This is a genomic window from Actinacidiphila guanduensis (genome assembly GCF_900103985.1).
Lineage (GTDB): Bacteria > Actinomycetota > Actinomycetes > Streptomycetales > Streptomycetaceae > Actinacidiphila > Actinacidiphila guanduensis.
The window spans coordinates 305,312-320,821 of sequence record NZ_FNIE01000011.1 but is presented as its reverse complement, the minus strand read 5'-3'; the positions used below and the strand labels follow the sequence as shown (position 1 = coordinate 320,821).

The window sequence follows — 15,510 nt, the reverse complement described above, 5'->3', positions numbered from 1 at the left end:
CCCGGAGCCCGGAGCCCGGAGCCCGGAGCCCGGAGCCCGGAGCCCGGAGCCCGGAGCCCGGTCTGCCCGCTCCTGCTCACGAAACCGCCGGCCGCGCCCCGTTCGGCGAAGGACAGGACGGCACCCCGGCGCCGGTGCGGCCGGTTCGGTGCGACCATGGCCGCTGCCGGTGAGCGGAAGTGGGTGCGGGCATGGGCGGCGAGGACGGGCCGTACAAGGGCGGCGGGAGTGCCGGGCGGGTCCTGGTGGTCGACGACGACGCGGCGATCCTGCGCTCGCTGGGCCGCGCACTGCGGCTGCGCGGCTTCGCGGTGGCCGAGGCCGTGGACGGCGCCGGCGCCCTCGACCTGCTCGGCCGCGTGCCGCCCGACGTGCTCGTGCTCGACGTCGCCATGCCCGGCACCAGCGGCATCGAGGTCTGCCGGACCCTTCGGGCGGGCGGCAGCGACCTGCCCGTCCTCGTCCTGTCCGCGCGGGACGAGGTCGCCGATCGCGTCGCGGGGCTCCAGGCCGGTGCCGACGATTACCTCGTCAAGCCGTTCGCCCTCGAGGAGCTGGTGCTGCGGCTGCACGCGCTGCTGCGCCGCCGGCCGCCGCGCCCCGACGACACCGTCCGCGCCTGCGGCCTCGTCCTCGACCCCGCCGCCCGAACCGCCACCCGCGACGGCGCCCCGCTCGACCTCACCCGGCGCGAGTTCGACCTGCTGGAGGTCCTGGCCCGCAACAACGGCCTGGTCCTCACCCGCGACCAGCTGCTCGACCGGGTCTGGGGCTACGACTTCGCCGTGCGCACCGACGCCGTCGACACCTTCGTCAGCTACCTGCGCCGCAAGCTCGAAGCCGACGGCCGGCCCCGCATCCTCCACACGGTCCGCGGCATAGGCTTCGTCCTCCGCCCCGCCACCCCGGACGATCCCGCGTAGCGCGGCGGCCCGCGGTGCGACGGCGCCACGGCACCGCCGTACGGCAGGAGGAGCGCGGACATGAGGCTGTCGACGAGGATCGCGCTGGCGGTGGGCGTGGTGGTGCCGCTGCTGGTGCTCGGTTCCGGGTGGGTGCTGGTGCGGCTGGTCACCCGCGACGCCCACGCGCAGGCCGACGCGCACCTGCGGCAGCGGGCCGCGGCCGTGCGCACCGACGCCCGCGCGCTGCTGCGGGCCATGGCCGGCGACCGGCCCGCCTCCGTCGAGGAGGCCCGGCAGCGGCGGCTGCTCAGCGCCGGCCTGGACATCGGCATCCGCGTGACCGGGCCGGGCGGCACCTACTCCGGCGGTCCCCAGCCCGCCTCCTCCGTCCCGCTGCCCGCGCCGGCCGCCGCCGCGCAACCCGTCACCGTGCGGGCCGGCAGCGGCAGTTGGCGGGTGCTGGCCGAGCCCATCGCGGTGGTGCGCCCGCCGGCCGCGGGCACCTTGTGGCTGTTCGCGCCCGAGGAGCCCGGCAGCGGCCAGATCGCCCGCACCCGCCGCAGGGTGCTGGCCGTCGCCGCCGTCACCGCGCCCGTCGCCGGGCTCGCGGCCTGGGCCGCCGCCACCCGCCTGGCCCGCCCGCTCCTGCTCCTGCAGCGGGCGACCGCCGGCATCGACCCCAGGACCAGCACCGCCCGGCTGGACCATGTGCCGACCGGTGTCCCCGAGGTCGACGACCTGGCCGGCACCCTGCGGACCGTCCTGGCCCGCTACGACGAGCAGGCCGCCCGCACCGCCGAAGCCCTCGCCGCCGCCCGCACGTTCGCCGCCAGCGCCTCCCACGAACTGCGCACCCCGCTGATGAGCATGCGGATCAACCTCGACGTCCTGGACGGCACCCCCGCGCCCGGCCCCGCCGAGCAGGCCGAGATCGTCGCCGACCTGCGCGGCGAGCACGAACGCCTGCTCGGGCTGCTCGTCATGCTGCGGGCCCTGGCCGACGGCGACCTCGCGGGGCCCGAGTCCTTCGCCACCGTCGACCTCGCCGAACTCCTCGACGCGGCCGCCGCCGACCTGCGCCGCACCCACCCCACCGCCCGCCTCACCCTCGACCTGGGCCCCGGCGGCACCGTCCACGGCTGGCCGCAGGGCCTGCGCTCGGCCGTGGACAACCTCCTGGCCAACGCGGCCGTCCACGGCACCGGTCCGGACGGCACCGCCGACATCCGGGTGGCCCTGCGCGCCGGCGCCTCGGCCGTCGAGATACGCGTCGCCGACCGCGGGCCGGGCATCCCGCCCGGTGCGCCTGTCTTCGCGCGCTTCAACCGCCGTACGGACAGCCCCGGTTCGGGGCTCGGCCTGGCGCTGGTCGCCCAGCAGGCGGCACTCCACCGCGGCGAGGTCCGGCACGCCCCGGCGCCGGGCGGCGGGACCGAGTTCGTGCTGCGGCTGCCGCGCGTCCCGGCCGTGTGAACGGGCCACAAGGTTTCCACAAAGACGGTTCCTAGCCTGCTCGTCGGGCCCGGACGGCGGGCCCGACGCACGGAAGGAGCACCAGCATGCACAGGATGCGCAGCGCGGTCGCGGCGACCGCGACCCTGGCCGCGGTCCTCGGAGCGGCGGGCACGGCGGCCGCCGACACCGCGACCGCCACCCCGGCGCCGGCGACGGCCACCGCGAGCCCCAAGGGCGACCCGGCCCTGCGGCTCTGCAAGCGCGTGCCCGGCATCGACCGCCGCATCGACCGCGCCCTGAACCGGCTGCACGGCCCCGCGAGCGAGCGCGGCTCGATCGCCCGTCTGCAGAAGCGGGTCGACGCGGCCAAGAAGCGGGGTGACTCGGCGGTGGCCACGTACCTCGGCGACAAGCTCGCCTTCCGCACCTCGCTGGTGACGACCCTCCAGCAGCGCAGCACCGACCTCGACGCGGTGCGCGACTGGTGCGGCACGCAAGGGGCGGCGGCCAAGACGGCGGCCGCGTCGTGACCCGCCGGTCCGGCGCCGCCCTGCCGGCCGCCGCCCTCGTCCTGTCCGCGGCCCTGCTGCTGGCCGGCTGCGGCAGCCACGCCCGCGCGGCCGGCTCCTCGGGAACGGGCGGCGCGCCGAACCCGTCGGCGCCCTCCGCTTCCGAACTCGCCCACATGCAGCAGCTCGTGGACGGCGCGGAGTCCGCCGTGGCGACCGCGGACTCCGACGCGGCCGGCGACAAGTAGGGCCGTGCCGTTCCAGGACCGGGCGCGCTGGATGGTCGCCGGCGTCGCCCGGCTGCTGCACGACTCCGCCCCGGCAGGGGCCGCCGTCACCGGCGAACGACTGGACGAACGGGTCGCCGCCGCCAGTCGCCGGCTACCCCCGGCCTCGCCGGTGCCGGCCGCGTTCGAGCAGTGCCCGCAGCAGCGCGTACTCCTGATCCCGCGGCTCCGCCCCGTCAAGCCCTCTGGCATGAGCGGGGCGGAGTCGTCCGCGGGCCCGCGCCGCGGCCCGCCCGGCGCCGGCCGTCTACAGTGAGGCGTTCGCGCCGGAGGGGGTGCGACGAGGGGTGGGGAGGAACGTGATGAGGCCGTCAACGGCTGCCCGTTGCGCGGGAGTTTTGACAGCAGTGCTCGTCGCCGCGGGGTGTGGCACACACCACCCGCGGACCGAGTCCCGCGTCACACCGGGTACCAGGGCGGCGACTGCGGACACGGCGGCGTCGAGGACGGTCGCCGCGGTGGTGGCCCGGATGGACACCAAGAGTTCCAGCCGGCTGGTGGAGACCCAGCGCCGGGACGGTCGGACGGTCACGATGGCGGGCTGGCAGGTCTGGGGGAGGACGGGACGGGGCTTCGACGTCATGGTCCCCCCGGCGGACCTGGGTTTTCAGAGCCTGAACCACTCGGACCGCATGGAGATGCGCTCGACGGGCGGAAACCTGTACGCGTCGATCGACCCCGTGACGCGTGGAGCTCTCAAGGGAAGGCACTGGCTGCGGTACTCGGAGGCGGCCGCCGATGGGAGCGATCTCACCGACGCCATGGACAAGGCGGGTGAGCGAAGCCCGATCGACGCGCTGGGGGTGCCCGCGGCGGCGGGCCGGGTCGCGCTGATCGGGCGGGAGACGGTCGACGGCAAGCCGACGGTCCACTATCGCGCGACCGTCGCGGCTGACCCGCGCGTCGTAGCGCTGAAGCAGGTGCCCGCCACCGCGCAGGCGGACCTGTGGGTGGGCCGCGACGGTTATCCGGTGCGGTACGTCTGGGACGACGGCCAGCAGCGGAACACCCTCGACTTCCAGAGCTTCGGCGGCACCCGCGTCATTCGCATCCCGCACGCATCGGACGTCGTCGAGATGCGCGACAAGGCGACGACGAGCACACCGACGACCTAGGGTCTGTTGTGAAGGTGCCGGTCACAGCCGCTCGTTGAGGGCTGCGGCCAGCACTGCTGCTTGATGGCGGACGGCGAGAACGAACAAGATCCACTTTCGCAACGGACCCTAGCCGCGTGGGGGCAGCGCGTGTGCGAGGGCGTCGATGGTCACGTCCACCACGGTCCTGAGCTGGGCCGGGCTCGCCCCGGCTCTGCTCAGGACGGCGAGCGACTGGTTGACGGCCGCCGCGTGGACGGCGAAGGCCTCGGCGTCCTCGTCGGGCAAGCGGCCCGCCTTGAGCGCGGCACGCAGGCGCAGCCGCTGGAAGCCGAACGCCTGCATGGCGTGTGCCGCGACGGCCGGGCTGAGGACGGGAATCGCCATGACGGACTGGGCGATCAGGCACCCGTCGGGCAGTTCGGGGTCGGCGATGCGCTGGAGGGTGACGTCGAAGAACGCGCGCACCGCCGCGAGGGGGTCGGCGCCCGCGCGTGACAGGGCCGCGTCGTATTTGGCGCCGTAGCGGGCGGCGTAGCGGTCCAGGCAGCGCAGGAACAGCGTGTCCTTGTCGCCGAGCGAGGAGTAGATCGAGCTGCGGTTCAGGCCGGTTGCCCGGGAAAGGTCGTCCAGCGAGGTGTCGGCGTAACCCGCGCGCCAGAACTGGACCATCGCGGCGTCGAGCGCGGTCTCCATGTCGAACTGCTTCCTGCCTGCCACGGGGGCGCTCCTTGCCGGGGGGTGTGGGTGCGCTGGGGTGTCGGGGTGTCCGGGGCGTCGGTGTCGGCGCATCGGGGTGTGGGGGTGCCGGGCTTCTGGTGCTGTGTGTGCTGATCGGTGCCGCTCGTCATCCTATCTTGAACTGATCGGTCCAAGATGTGCTAGCCTCCGGACCTGATCGTGACCGGGGCCCCGCGTGGCCGAGGCTGCGCATGGCCGGACGGTGCGAGGGGCCCATCACGGCCTCGGGGGAGCCCGTTCCGCGGCCCCTGCGGCAGGGGCACCGGACGCGATCCCGGCAGCCCGATGGAGGACCCCCATGAGCGTCACCGCACACAACCCCGTCCCCGACCTGCCCCTGCGCGACCTGGCCGGGTTCGCCCACCGCTGGGTCGACGCGGAGGGCGTCCGCCTGCACGCCGTCGAAGGAGGCCGGGCGGACGGACCCGCGGTCGTCCTGCTCGCGGGGTTCCCGCAGACCTGGTGGGCCTGGCGGGAGGTCATGCCCCGCCTCGCAGGCAACTTCCGTGTCATCGCGGTCGACCTGCCGGGCCAGGGCCACTCCGAGCGTCCGGAGGGCAGCTACGACACCCACACGGTGGCCGACCACGTCCACGCCGCCGTGCAGGCGCTCGGCGTGCCGGCGTACTGGCTGGCCGCCCACGACATCGGCGCCTGGGTCGCCTTCTCCCTCGCCCTCGGCCACGGGAGCGACCTGCGCGGGGTCGCCCTGCTCGACGCCGGGATCCCCGGCATCACCCTCCCGGAGTCGATCCCCACCGACCCGGCCCGGGCCTGGAAGACCTGGCACTTCGCGTTCCACCTCGTGCCCGATCTGCCCGAGACCCTCCTCGCCGGCCGCGAACGCGCGTACGCGGGCTGGTTCCTGAAGACGAAGGCGCTGGCGCCCGACGCTTTCGACGACGCCGACATCGACCACTACGCGGCGGCCCTCGCCGCGGACGGCGGCCTGCGCGCATCCCTCGCCTACTACCGGGACGCGGCCGAGTCGGCCCGCAGGAACCACCAGGCCCTCGACGGGCGCCGCCTGGCCGTGCCCGTCCTCGGAATCTCCAGCAGCCACGGCTCCATCCCGGACATGGCGGCCTCCCTGAGCCCATGGTCCGAGCACACCACGGGCATCACGGTCCCCGACGCCGGCCACTTCATCCCCGACGAGCAGCCCGAAGCCGTCGCCACCGCGCTGACCGCCTTCGCCACGGCCGACTGAAACCACCCAAGCCGCCCGGCCACCCGCCCGGGGCCCGGGGCCTTGCGCGGCCGCGGGGTTGAGTACGCGTGCTCATGCGAGCGTGTGGCGGGTGGGGGATGCTGCTGGTGCGTCGGAGTGCCCGGCAGGCAGGGGGGCGGGGGCCCATGGGCGTCGTGGGAGCAGTGGCCGCGCTGGTGTGCGCCGGGGCGGTGTGGCGGAGGTCCCGTCGGTCGGGGCAGGGGGTCGGAGCGGGGCTGGGGTGTCTCCTGGCCGGCGGGATGGCCCTTGTACTGGTGGTTGCCGTTTGGGCGGCTGTCGTCGTGCTCGGGCACTCGGATCTCGGCCTGGTCGCTCCGTAGCGCCAGCCCGGCGGGTGCCGGAATCGTCGCGCGCTTCGCTCTTCTCCGCTGCGCGCACCGGCCTGCTTTCCCGCACATCGGGCATAGGCGTCTCCTATAGGGACCGCTCTTTTTTCGTCTTTGCTTTCCGCTCTTTCCCCGTCCTACCGTGAAACGGCTCGATGCGGTGCCCTTTGCGGTAATCGGGGGCGTCAATTGTGTCGGGTGGACGGACACGTGAAGGAAAGGGTCGAAATGGCCGCGAGCGGAAACGAATTCGGCAAGGGCGAGTTCGAAGGGAAGCGCGCCCTTGTGACGGGCGGGACGCGGGGGATCGGGGCGGCTGTTGTGCGCCGGCTTCTGGAGGCGGGGGCCCAGGTGCTGACCACGGCGAGGTCGCAGACGGGCACCGTGCCGGAGGGAGCCGCGTTCGTCGCGGCCGACGTGCGTACGCAGGAAGGGGCGCGGGCGATTGCCGACGCCGCGCGGGAAGCGCTCGGCGGGGTGGACGTGCTGGTCCACAACGCGGGTGGGGCGCGGCCGCACAAGGGCGCGCTGGCCATCCCCGAGGACGAGTGGCAGGACGCGCTCGAACTCAACTTCCTTGCCGCCGTACGCCTGGACGCGCTGCTGGCGCCCGGCATGCGGGAGCGGCGTTCGGGGGCGATCGTGCACGTCTCCTCGGCCGCCGTGCCCGCGGCCATTCCCCAGTTCCTGCACTATGAGGCGGCGAAAGCGGCGCTGGAGAACTACAGCCGGGGACTGGCCGCGGAGCTGGCCCCCGCGGGCGTCCGCGTCAACACGGTGAGCCCAGGCCGGGTCGAAACCCCCGGCGGCGAGGCGACCCGCGAGCAGTGGGCGCGGCTGGACCCGTCGCCCGGCCCCGGCACCACCACCCCGCTGGGCCGCGACGGCCGGCCCGACGACATCGCCGACGCGGTGCTCTTTCTCGCCTCCGAACGGGCGAGCTGGCTGACGGGGAGCAACCTCTTTGTGGACGGCGGCGAATTCCCCCGGGGCTGACCGGGGAATTCCCGGGCGCCGGAATTCCTCGCGGCGATCAGTACGCGGGCGCGCGTTCGGACCATTCCGCCTGCGCGAGGAGTTCCAGCAGGGCCGTTTCCGCCGGGCCCGGGGCCGGCCGGACCACGGCGATGACCGGCTGGGAGACGGCCGGCGCCACCGGCCGTACGAGGTGCTCGTACCCCTCGGGCACGGCGGAACGCGGGACGAGGGTCACCCCCAGGCCGTGGGCCGCCCAGCGGACGGCCGTCGCGGTCTGGGAGACGCGGGCGACCGTGGCGGGGGCCAGCGCGTTGTCCCGCAGCACGGCGGCCAGGACGGCGTCGAGCGCGCTGTCGCGGTCGAACCGCACCCACAACTCCCGTTCCAGGCCGCGCAGATCGACACGGTCGGCGGCGAGCATCGGGTGCCCGGCGCCCAGCACCACGACGAACTCCTCGCCGCCGAGGCGGTGGGCGTTGCCGGGTGTCCGCTCGCACGCGGCCATGAGCGCGAGGTCCAACACGCCCCGGCGGCACAGCCGTTCGAGTTCGGCGGAGCTGGGTTCCTCGAAGACGGTGACCTCCAGCCGGGGGAAGCGGCGCCTCAATGTACCCAGGGCGCCCGGCAACTGCCGTGTACCGAAGCCCATTTGGGCGGCGACCACCAACTCGCCCGCCAACTCGCCGGCTCCGGCCCGCGCCGTCGCCCGCGCCCGCCGGGACGCGTTCACCGCGACCTCGGCCTCCCGCAGGAACGCGCGGCCCACCACGGTGGGCACCAGACCGGTCGGCGTGCGGGCGAACAACTCCACGCCGAGTTCCCGCTCCAGGGCGCGGATCTGCTGCGACACCGAGGGCTGGGCGACGTGCAGCGCCTCCGCCGCCGCGGTCACCGAGCCCCGCTCGGCAACGGCAAGGGCGTACTCGAACTGCCGAAGGCTCATGGGTTCCTCCACTCCTTCTCCCGGGCGGTCGGCGGGTGCGGTGCCCGGCCCCCGCCCCGGCCGAGTCTGCCACCCGGCGTGACGTTGATCGGCTGCCCGTCGCAGGAGCGGAGGTGCCGGAGCCCGGCCATGAGGTCTACGTCGATGAGCGACTGTCCGCGGTGCGGCTCTGCGAGGTGCGGCCGTCCGCGACGAGGCTGCCGGTGATCAGCCCGAGGGTGAAGTCGAACCGGTCGTGTCCCGTGCCCGAGGTCAACTCGGCGGCATGGCGCCGCGTCTGCGGGAACGTGGCGGCCGGCAGCGCGGTGAACCGGCCGATCAACTCCTCGCGCCCGAGGACCCACTCCTGGTCCGGGTGCTTGCGCCGCTGCCGGACCAGCGACTGCTCCAGGGCGTAGGCGCTGACGTAGAGGGACAGGGCGTCGAGCGCCCAGGCGGCCCGCTGCGGCGCGATCCCACCCGCGAGCAGGATCGCCAGCAGCCCCTCCCTGACCCGCAGCGTGGCGAGGTTGGTGGGGACCGCGGCCAGCGCGGCACGGGAGACCCCGGGGTACTTCAGGTACTGGTCGCGGATCTGCCCGTACACGTCGCGGATCTGCTCGCGCCACGCGGCCGGGTCCGGTTCGGGCAGCACGACCTCGGAGCAGATCCGGCCGACCAGCAGATCGTCGAGGTCCTCCTTGTTGACGATGTGCGCGTACAGCGACGACGGCCCGGTGCCGAGCACCGCGGCGACCCGCCGGATGGTCAGCGCGTCGTACCCCTCGGTGGCCACGACCTGCAGGGCGGCGTCGGTGATCCGGTCGACCGTGATCGGCTCCTTGCGCGGTGGCGGCGCCGCGGGCCCACCGGCGGGCTGGGCGTGGCGGGCTGCTCGGCGTTGTCGGGGATCGGACGGCATGCCGCTCACTATAGCTTGACACGAACTAAGTTCGCCTCCTAGAACTTAGATCGTGAAGGACGAACTAAGTTCGTTCACGCTGCGGTCCGCGCATGCCCCGCCCGACTGCCCGGGTGGGGCCGCGGATCTCTGTCCAGGAGGTGTGTGATGCGGGTTTCCGTGGTCGGAGCCGGTCTCGGAGGTCTGGCGCTCGCGCAGGGTCTGCGCGGCGCCGGGATCGAGGCCGACGTGTACGAGCGCGACCCGGGCATCACCGCCCGGTTCCAGGGCTACCGGCTCGTGCTGGACCCGATCGGCTTCCAGGCGGTGCGCGCCTGCCTGCCGGCGCGCTGGCATGCGCTGCTGGACGAGATCGTCATGCACGCCTCGGCCGAGCAAATGGTCCTCGACCCGCAGTTGAACGAGGTCGGCAGGCTCGGCGCGGGCCGGACCGGCGTCGTGGTCGACCGGCAGGTGCTGCGGCACCTGCTGCTGACCGGCCTGAACGTCCACACCGATGCCGCGCTGACCGGCTACGACGTGCTGGACGACGGCCGGGCCCGGGCCCGCTTCGCCCGCCGCGGCCCGGCCACCGCCGATCTGCTCGTCGGCGCGGACGGTGTCGCCTCCGCGGTCCGCGGGGTGCTCTCGCCGCTGACCGTCCCGACCGACACCGGTGTCCGGTTCGTCATCGGCCGCACCCCGCTGACCGAGGAGTTCGCCGCCCTGTCCAGGGCCTACGGCTCGAAGATCGCGGGCGACGGGGTCAGCCTGATGCTCGGCGCGATGCGCTTTCCCACCCCGCCGAAGCAGGCCGCCGAACAGCTGGCACCCGAGGTCGCGCTGCCCGACATCGGCGACTACGTGCGCTGGGCCATGATCCTCCCGCCGGACGGCTCGGCGGGGGACCCGACCGCGCAGGACGCCGTGCTCTCCAGGATGGAGGGCTGGCACCCGCAGCTGCGGGCCCTGATCGAGCAGGCCGACCCGGACAACAGCGCCCTGCTGTCCATCCGGGTGGTCGAGCCGAGTGAGCGGTGGGCCCCCGGCCCCGTCACGCTGCTCGGGGACGCCGCCCATGCCACCTCCCCGACCGGCGGGAACGGCGCGAACACCGCCCTGCGCGACGCCGACCTGCTGCGCCGCGGCCTGATCGAGGCCGCGGGCGGCCGTCGGGACCTCGTCGACGCGGTCGGCGGCTACGAGCGGCAGATGTTCGCGTACGGCGCCGAGGCGGTGCGCCGCAGCCTCGCCGCGCTCCCCGCCTTCGTCCCGGACCCGCAGCGCCCCGGGCCGGCGTAGGTCCGCGGAACCCTGTTCACGTCCTCACTTGCTATCCGGAGCACTGCACCGTATATTCGGGTCAGTGCTCCGTTTAATCCGGTGCACCCGTCCGGGCTGTGGACGTCGGTCGTCAATGACGTGCCGTGTCCGGCCTGCGGTCACGGCCCGAGGGACCCGGGGCCTTCTCTTTTCAGCACAGTGAGGACACATCCATGAGCAGCGTCAGCTTCATCGGTGTGGGCGGCATGGCCCGCGCCATCGCCACGCGCGCGGTCGCGGGCGGCAACACCGTCGAGGTCATCGGCCGTGACGAGGCCAAGGCGAAGAGCCTGGCCGCCGCGCTCGGCGGCGGGGCCACCGCGGGAACGTTCGGCGCGGCCCCGGCGGGCGACATCGTCGTGCTCGCGGTGCCGTACGCGAGCGCCGTGGAGGTCGTCACGGAATACGGGGACGCCCTGGCCGGCAAGGTCGTCATCGACATCTCCAACACCTTCACCAGCGACGCCACCGGGCTGGTCACTCCTGATGGCACCTTCGGCGCCCAGGAGATCGCCAAGGCGCTCCCGGCCGGCGCGCGTGTCGTGAAGGCGTTCAACACCGTCTTCGGGCACGTCCTGGCCAAGGGGCGTCCACTGGACGTGTTCTTCGCCGGGGACGACGCGCAGGCCAAGGCCGAGGTGTCGGCGTTCATCGAGAGCCTCGGGCTGCGGCCGCTCGACGCCGGCGGCCTGGCGGCGGCCCGCTGGCTCGAAGGGGCCGGGCCGCTGCTGATGGGCCTGGCCCGGAACGGCGCGGGGAGCTTCGACATCGCGCTCGGGCTCACCGTCCTCGACTGACTCCTCGACTGAGTCCTCGACCGAGCACCGGCGGGCTTCGCCGCCCGCCGTGTCGAGCAGCCCGGCCTCCCTGCCCGCTCCTTCCGCCCGATCACCCAAGGAACGACAAACATGCGCGTTTTCGTCACTGGTGGGACCGGCCACACCGGTTCGTACATCATCCCGGAACTCGTCGCCGCCGGGCACGAGGTCACCGGCCTGGCCCGCTCCGAGTCCGCCGCGGCGGCGCTGTCCGCGCTCGGCGCCAAGGTGCGGCGCGGCGACCTGCGGGACCTCGACGGCCTCAAGGAGGCGGCCGCCGACTCCGACGGCGTCGTCCACGTCGCGCACCGGCAGGACCTGCTGCCGGCCGGCGGGATGGACGCCGTGGCGGCCGCCGAGACACCGATCATGCTCGCCTACGGCGAGGCGCTCGCCGGCACCGGGAAGCCGCTGGTCGCGGCCGGCAGCATCGGCTCACCCGGGCAGCTGGGCCGGCCGGCCACCGAGGAGGACCCGGCCCTGCCCGTCGGCGAGGAGCACAAAGGCACCCTCCGGGTCCGCAACACCGTGGAAGCCGCCGTCATCGGCCTCGCCGAGCGGGGGGTGCGCTCGTCGGTCGTGCGGATCGCGAACATCGCCCACAGCACGACCGACCGCGCCGGCTTCCTTCCCACACTGATCGCGCTCGCCAAGGAGAAAGGGTTCGCCGGCTATCCCGGGGACGGCGCGAACCTGTGGAACGCCGTGCACGCCCGCGACGCCGCCGCCCTGTTCCGCCTGGCGCTGGAGAAGGGCCCGGCCGGCAGGTACTGGCACGCGGTCGCGGACGGGGCGATCCCGCTCCGCGACATCGCCGAGGCGATCGCTGGCCGCCTCGGGCTGCCCGCGGTGAGCATCCCCCTGGACGAGCTGATGGTGCCGGGATACTACGGGTTCCTCGCGAACATCGTCACGCAGAGCTATCCGGCGTCCAACCTCATCACCCGCCGGAGCCTCGGCTGGGAGCCCGGCCGGCCCGGCCTGCTCGCCGACCTCGACAACGGCCACTACTTCCCCGCCGGCTGACGGAAGGACGCAGCACACATGACGACCGTGGGATTCGTCGGAAGCGGGCAGATCGGCACCGCCCTCGCGCGGCTCGCCGTCGGGGCCGGGCACCACGTGGTCCTCAGCAACTCCCGCGGGCCGCACACGCTCGCGGACACCGTCGCGGAACTCGGGCCGCGGGCCTCCGCGGCGCCGAGCGGCCAGGCCGCGGCAGCCGGCGGCATCGCCTTGGTCGCGGTGCCGGTGAGCGCCTTCCCCGACCTGCCCGCCGCGGCGCTGGCCGGCCGGACCGTCATCGACACGTGCAACTACGGCCCCGAGCGCGACGGGCACATCCGCGAACTCGACGAGGGGCGGCTCACGTCGAGCGAACTGCTGCAGCGGTACCTGCCGGACGCCGTGGTGGTGAAGGCGTTCAACACCATCTACTACCAGCACCTGCTGGCTCTTGCCCGCCCGGCCGGAGCAGCTGACCGCTCCTGCCTGCCGATCGCGGGCGACTCCGGGCCGGCAAAGGCCGCTGTATCCGGCTTCATCGGATCCGTCGGATACGGCGTGGTGGACGCGGGGTCGCTGGCCGGCAGCTGGCGGCAGGCGACGGGCACGCCGGTGTGGGGGACGCCGTACGGGCCGTACTCCGAGGAGGACGGCCGGCCGGCGGGCGAGGACGCCATCCGTGCGGCGCTGGCTGCGGCGACACGCTGATCCGCGCCCGCACCGCGGTCCCTAAGCTAGGTGGATCGGCGCGCGGCATCCGCACAGCGCTGCCCAACCTGCCAAGCCGGGAGACCCATGCGAGCCGACGCGCAGAAGAACTACGACCGCCTGCTCACCGTCGCGCGCGACGTCGTGAGCGAGCAGGGTGCCGACGCCTCCCTGCGCGATGTCGCCCGCAGGGCGGACGTCGGGCTCGGCACCCTCTACCGGCACTTCCCCACGCGGGAGGCGCTGATCGAGGCGCTGCTCCGCGCGGACGTCGACGAGCTGACGGCCAAGGCGGCGGACCTCGAGGTGTCGAGCACGCCCGAGGACGCCCTCCTGACGTGGCTGCGCGGCTGTGTCGCGCTCAACCACGAGTACCGGGGCGTTTCGGCGCTGTTCACGGCCGCGCTGGAGGACACCGGGTCGGCACTGCACGACTCCTGCGTGGCGCTGCACGACATCGGCGCACGCCTCCTCGACCGCGCCCACGCCACGGGCGTGGCCCGCCCCACCGTCGACGGCACCGACCTGTTCGCCCTGGTCGCGGCCCTCGCCTGGCTCTACGACCAGCCGTCCCTGGCCCCACGCGCCGACCACCTCTTCGACGTGATCGCCACGGCCATCCTCCCCACCCACCAGCACACCGGCTTCCCCGAGTAGCCCCACGCGGCGGCTGCGCTGTCACGCGTTCGGCCGACGCCGCACAGGCTCGCCCGCACAGGGGGAGGGGACGCTGGGGAACAGTCATCCTGAACTCCCGCCCCCGCTCCAGGACGCGACCATGCAGACATTCCTGCCCGAGGCCGACTTCCGGCGCTCCGCCCTGCTCCTGGACCGGCGCCGCTTGGGCAAGCAGCGGGTCGAGGCCCTTCAGGTCCTTCGCGGCCTGACCGTTCCCGGATACGGCTGGCGCAGGCACCCGGCCGTGCGCATGTGGAGCGGATACGAGGAGGCCCTGGTCCGCTACGGGCTCGAGATCTGTCGGGCCTGGCGCGAGCAGGGGCACCAGGACAGCTGTGCCGCGTCATTGATCGCCGGATTCGCCGCAGGACGTCCGGATGCTCACGTGCGCGAGCAGCCCGCCCTCGCCGCCGCGGGGGAGCTCCCGCCGTGGCTCGGGGACGGGGCCTTCCATCGCAGCCACCAGTCCGCCCTCGTCCGCAAGGACCCGGGCACGTACGCGGCCCTGTTCCCCGGCGTCCCGGACGATCTGCCCTATGTGTGGCCGTCCTCCGACAGGGGAGGCGCGGGGGCCTGAGTGACGGCCGGGTGCTCAGCAGATGTGGACGACGTGACCGGTGGCGGTAGGGGCCGTCCGTTCGTCGTGGCCGGTGAGCCCGAGGTGCCGCCCGCGCCTCATGCCGGGGCGACGCGGTGGATGGCCAGTGCGTCGAAGCGGCGCGTTCCGGCGTCGGAGGGCGCGCACACCAGACGCCCGGTTGTGGCGCGAGGACCGGGCAGCGGGCGCTCGCCGCGCAGCGCGGCCTCGACGAACAGGCGCAGCCGGTCGGCACATCTGCGGTAGAACCGCAGCTGGACGCGGCGGCCGAACAGGCGCCACCCCAGGAAGGTGATCCGATCCAGTGTCGGGGCGCCCTGCGAATGGCATGTGACCACGAACAGCACCTCGCCGGTGTCCTGCCGCTTGACGACGGTGTAGGCGACCTGGCCACGTTCCAGGTGGCCCTCCAGGGTCTCGTAGGCCCATCCCCACACGCGGTCGGTTCCGTCGCGGGTCTCGTCCACCACTTCGGTGACGCGTACGCCGCAGTAGAAGTGCATGCCGTGGAACCGGGCCTCCAGCAGCATGTCGCGGCCGAGCAGCGGTGCGGCCGGGTCGTAGAGGGCCCGCACGAGTTCCGGCGGTGAGAACTCGTAATCGCGGACCAGGCGGCAGGCCTGCTCCCAGGGCCCTCCCGGCACCGGCGGGCCGGGGCGCTCCGCAGGCAGCGGGGCGCGGTGGACATCGATGTTCCACGAGGGTCGGGACACTTCGTCGACCGAGTAGTTCACGCGCGCGTCGGCGAGGTCCCGCCAGACCCGCGTGGCGTCGACCCGTCCGAAGACCCAGTCACCCAACGAGGTCACTCGCGCTCTCGAGCGAGTCGCCGATCAGCCACATGGTCGGCGGCCACAGACCCACGAAGAGCGCGCGCCGCTCGGCATTTCCCCGCTGCTCCTGGTCGACGGTCTTCGCGCGCACCCACAGCGTCACGCACAGGCCGATGGTGGCGAGGGAGGCGAGGTGCAGATGAGCACTTCGCAGCCCCGCACGATGCAGGAGCCGTACCACCATGGGGAGCCTCCAGG

General features: G+C 74.0%; 19 protein-coding genes. 14 read left to right on the top strand and 5 right to left on the bottom strand.

Going from position 1 to position 15,510, the window contains the following annotated elements:
* Nucleotides 1-191: 191 nt before the first annotated feature.
* The 6 genes from BLR33_RS24730 to BLR33_RS24705 all read left to right on the top strand — a co-directional run bounded on the left by BLR33_RS24730 (nucleotide 192) and on the right by BLR33_RS24705 (nucleotide 4,271).
* On the top strand, nucleotides 192-923 hold the full coding sequence (locus tag BLR33_RS24730) for a response regulator transcription factor (protein WP_093786776.1): 732 nt from the start codon (nucleotides 192-194) through the stop codon (nucleotides 921-923).
* A 60-nt stretch (nucleotides 924-983) separates the two neighbouring features.
* A complete protein-coding gene (locus tag BLR33_RS24725; RefSeq protein WP_093786775.1) occupies nucleotides 984-2,378 on the top strand; it encodes a sensor histidine kinase in 1,395 nt (464 codons plus the stop codon).
* 86 nt (nucleotides 2,379-2,464) lie between these two features.
* A complete protein-coding gene (locus tag BLR33_RS24720; protein WP_093786774.1) occupies nucleotides 2,465-2,890 on the top strand; it encodes a hypothetical protein in 426 nt (141 codons plus the stop codon).
* Nucleotides 2,887-3,117 carry a hypothetical protein gene (locus BLR33_RS24715; RefSeq protein ID WP_245771634.1) on the top strand — a complete coding sequence of 77 codons (231 nt, stop codon included), beginning with the start codon at nucleotides 2,887-2,889 and terminating at the stop codon, nucleotides 3,115-3,117. The genes BLR33_RS24720 and BLR33_RS24715 overlap by 4 nt, the downstream gene beginning before the upstream one ends.
* Before the next feature lie 4 nt (nucleotides 3,118-3,121).
* Nucleotides 3,122-3,412, top strand: coding sequence for a hypothetical protein (locus tag BLR33_RS24710; protein ID WP_143031745.1), 291 nt, complete (start codon nucleotides 3,122-3,124; stop codon nucleotides 3,410-3,412).
* 214 nt (nucleotides 3,413-3,626) lie between these two features.
* A complete protein-coding gene (locus tag BLR33_RS24705) occupies nucleotides 3,627-4,271 on the top strand; it encodes a LolA-like protein (RefSeq protein WP_143031744.1) in 645 nt (214 codons plus the stop codon).
* Between the two features lie 108 nt (nucleotides 4,272-4,379).
* Here BLR33_RS24705 and BLR33_RS24700 read toward each other — a convergent pair whose 3' ends face one another.
* Entirely contained in the window at nucleotides 4,380-4,970 is a 591-nt protein-coding gene (locus BLR33_RS24700) for a TetR/AcrR family transcriptional regulator (protein WP_093786771.1), read from the bottom strand.
* 319 nt (nucleotides 4,971-5,289) lie between these two features.
* Between BLR33_RS24700 and BLR33_RS24695 the strand changes: the two genes are divergently transcribed.
* Together BLR33_RS24695 and BLR33_RS24685 are read left to right on the top strand one after the other, a co-directional pair.
* Nucleotides 5,290-6,201 (top strand): alpha/beta fold hydrolase, encoded by a 912-nt coding sequence (locus BLR33_RS24695; RefSeq protein ID WP_093786770.1) that lies wholly within the window; start codon nucleotides 5,290-5,292, stop codon nucleotides 6,199-6,201.
* Between the two features lie 575 nt (nucleotides 6,202-6,776).
* Nucleotides 6,777-7,544 carry an SDR family oxidoreductase gene (locus tag BLR33_RS24685; RefSeq protein ID WP_093786768.1) on the top strand — a complete coding sequence of 256 codons (768 nt, stop codon included), beginning with the start codon at nucleotides 6,777-6,779 and terminating at the stop codon, nucleotides 7,542-7,544.
* A gap of 37 nt (nucleotides 7,545-7,581) precedes the next feature.
* Here the strand turns inward: BLR33_RS24685 and BLR33_RS24680 are convergent, their stop codons facing one another.
* Together BLR33_RS24680 and BLR33_RS24675 are read right to left on the bottom strand one after the other, a co-directional pair.
* On the bottom strand, nucleotides 7,582-8,469 hold the full coding sequence (locus tag BLR33_RS24680) for a LysR family transcriptional regulator (protein ID WP_093786767.1): 888 nt from the start codon (nucleotides 8,467-8,469) through the stop codon (nucleotides 7,582-7,584).
* 136 nt (nucleotides 8,470-8,605) lie between these two features.
* Complete coding sequence (locus BLR33_RS24675) at nucleotides 8,606-9,370, bottom strand: TetR/AcrR family transcriptional regulator (RefSeq protein ID WP_093786823.1); 765 nt, start codon at nucleotides 9,368-9,370, stop codon at nucleotides 8,606-8,608.
* 147 nt (nucleotides 9,371-9,517) lie between these two features.
* Between BLR33_RS24675 and BLR33_RS24670 the strand changes: the two genes are divergently transcribed.
* The 6 genes from BLR33_RS24670 to BLR33_RS24645 all read left to right on the top strand — a co-directional run bounded on the left by BLR33_RS24670 (nucleotide 9,518) and on the right by BLR33_RS24645 (nucleotide 14,458).
* Nucleotides 9,518-10,651 (top strand): FAD-dependent oxidoreductase, encoded by a 1,134-nt coding sequence (locus BLR33_RS24670; RefSeq protein ID WP_093786766.1) that lies wholly within the window; start codon nucleotides 9,518-9,520, stop codon nucleotides 10,649-10,651.
* Between the two features lie 194 nt (nucleotides 10,652-10,845).
* A complete protein-coding gene (locus tag BLR33_RS24665; RefSeq protein WP_093786765.1) occupies nucleotides 10,846-11,469 on the top strand; it encodes an NADPH-dependent F420 reductase in 624 nt (207 codons plus the stop codon).
* Between the two features lie 111 nt (nucleotides 11,470-11,580).
* Complete coding sequence (locus BLR33_RS24660) at nucleotides 11,581-12,516, top strand: SDR family oxidoreductase (protein WP_093786764.1); 936 nt, start codon at nucleotides 11,581-11,583, stop codon at nucleotides 12,514-12,516.
* A gap of 27 nt (nucleotides 12,517-12,543) precedes the next feature.
* Complete coding sequence (locus BLR33_RS24655; RefSeq protein WP_093786822.1) at nucleotides 12,544-13,203, top strand: NADPH-dependent F420 reductase; 660 nt, start codon at nucleotides 12,544-12,546, stop codon at nucleotides 13,201-13,203.
* Between the two features lie 87 nt (nucleotides 13,204-13,290).
* Nucleotides 13,291-13,860 carry a TetR/AcrR family transcriptional regulator gene (locus tag BLR33_RS24650; protein WP_093786763.1) on the top strand — a complete coding sequence of 190 codons (570 nt, stop codon included), beginning with the start codon at nucleotides 13,291-13,293 and terminating at the stop codon, nucleotides 13,858-13,860.
* 121 nt (nucleotides 13,861-13,981) lie between these two features.
* On the top strand, nucleotides 13,982-14,458 hold the full coding sequence (locus tag BLR33_RS24645) for an MSMEG_6728 family protein (protein WP_093786762.1): 477 nt from the start codon (nucleotides 13,982-13,984) through the stop codon (nucleotides 14,456-14,458).
* Between the two features lie 98 nt (nucleotides 14,459-14,556).
* Here the strand turns inward: BLR33_RS24645 and BLR33_RS24640 are convergent, their stop codons facing one another.
* Nucleotides 14,557-15,288, bottom strand: a complete 732-nt coding sequence (locus tag BLR33_RS24640) for a DUF1990 family protein (RefSeq protein ID WP_093786761.1) — start codon at nucleotides 15,286-15,288, stop codon at nucleotides 14,557-14,559.
* Nucleotides 15,272-15,496 carry a hypothetical protein gene (locus BLR33_RS24635; RefSeq protein ID WP_093786760.1) on the bottom strand — a complete coding sequence of 75 codons (225 nt, stop codon included), beginning with the start codon at nucleotides 15,494-15,496 and terminating at the stop codon, nucleotides 15,272-15,274. The genes BLR33_RS24640 and BLR33_RS24635 overlap by 17 nt, the downstream gene beginning before the upstream one ends.
* Between the last annotated feature and the right edge of the window lie 14 nt (nucleotides 15,497-15,510).

Excerpts from the sequence above, each read along its gene's own strand:
- BLR33_RS24675 (WP_093786823.1), bottom strand. The coding sequence starts at position 9,370 with ATGCCGTCCGATCCCCGACAACGCCGAGCAGCCCGCCACGCCCAGCCC.
- BLR33_RS24705 (WP_143031744.1), top strand. The coding sequence starts at position 3,627 with ATGGACACCAAGAGTTCCAGCCGGCTGGTGGAGACCCAGCGCCGGGAC.
- BLR33_RS24680 (WP_093786767.1), bottom strand. The coding sequence starts at position 8,469 with ATGAGCCTTCGGCAGTTCGAGTACGCCCTTGCCGTTGCCGAGCGGGGC.
- BLR33_RS24670 (WP_093786766.1), top strand. The coding sequence starts at position 9,518 with ATGCGGGTTTCCGTGGTCGGAGCCGGTCTCGGAGGTCTGGCGCTCGCG.
- BLR33_RS24730 (WP_093786776.1), top strand. The coding sequence starts at position 192 with ATGGGCGGCGAGGACGGGCCGTACAAGGGCGGCGGGAGTGCCGGGCGG.
- BLR33_RS24695 (WP_093786770.1), top strand. The coding sequence starts at position 5,290 with ATGAGCGTCACCGCACACAACCCCGTCCCCGACCTGCCCCTGCGCGAC.
- BLR33_RS24665 (WP_093786765.1), top strand. The coding sequence starts at position 10,846 with ATGAGCAGCGTCAGCTTCATCGGTGTGGGCGGCATGGCCCGCGCCATC.
- BLR33_RS24725 (WP_093786775.1), top strand. The coding sequence starts at position 984 with ATGAGGCTGTCGACGAGGATCGCGCTGGCGGTGGGCGTGGTGGTGCCG.
- BLR33_RS24660 (WP_093786764.1), top strand. The coding sequence starts at position 11,581 with ATGCGCGTTTTCGTCACTGGTGGGACCGGCCACACCGGTTCGTACATC.
- BLR33_RS24720 (WP_093786774.1), top strand. The coding sequence starts at position 2,465 with ATGCACAGGATGCGCAGCGCGGTCGCGGCGACCGCGACCCTGGCCGCG.
- BLR33_RS24650 (WP_093786763.1), top strand. The coding sequence starts at position 13,291 with ATGCGAGCCGACGCGCAGAAGAACTACGACCGCCTGCTCACCGTCGCG.
- BLR33_RS24645 (WP_093786762.1), top strand. The coding sequence starts at position 13,982 with ATGCAGACATTCCTGCCCGAGGCCGACTTCCGGCGCTCCGCCCTGCTC.
- BLR33_RS24635 (WP_093786760.1), bottom strand. The coding sequence starts at position 15,496 with ATGGTGGTACGGCTCCTGCATCGTGCGGGGCTGCGAAGTGCTCATCTG.
- BLR33_RS24685 (WP_093786768.1), top strand. The coding sequence starts at position 6,777 with ATGGCCGCGAGCGGAAACGAATTCGGCAAGGGCGAGTTCGAAGGGAAG.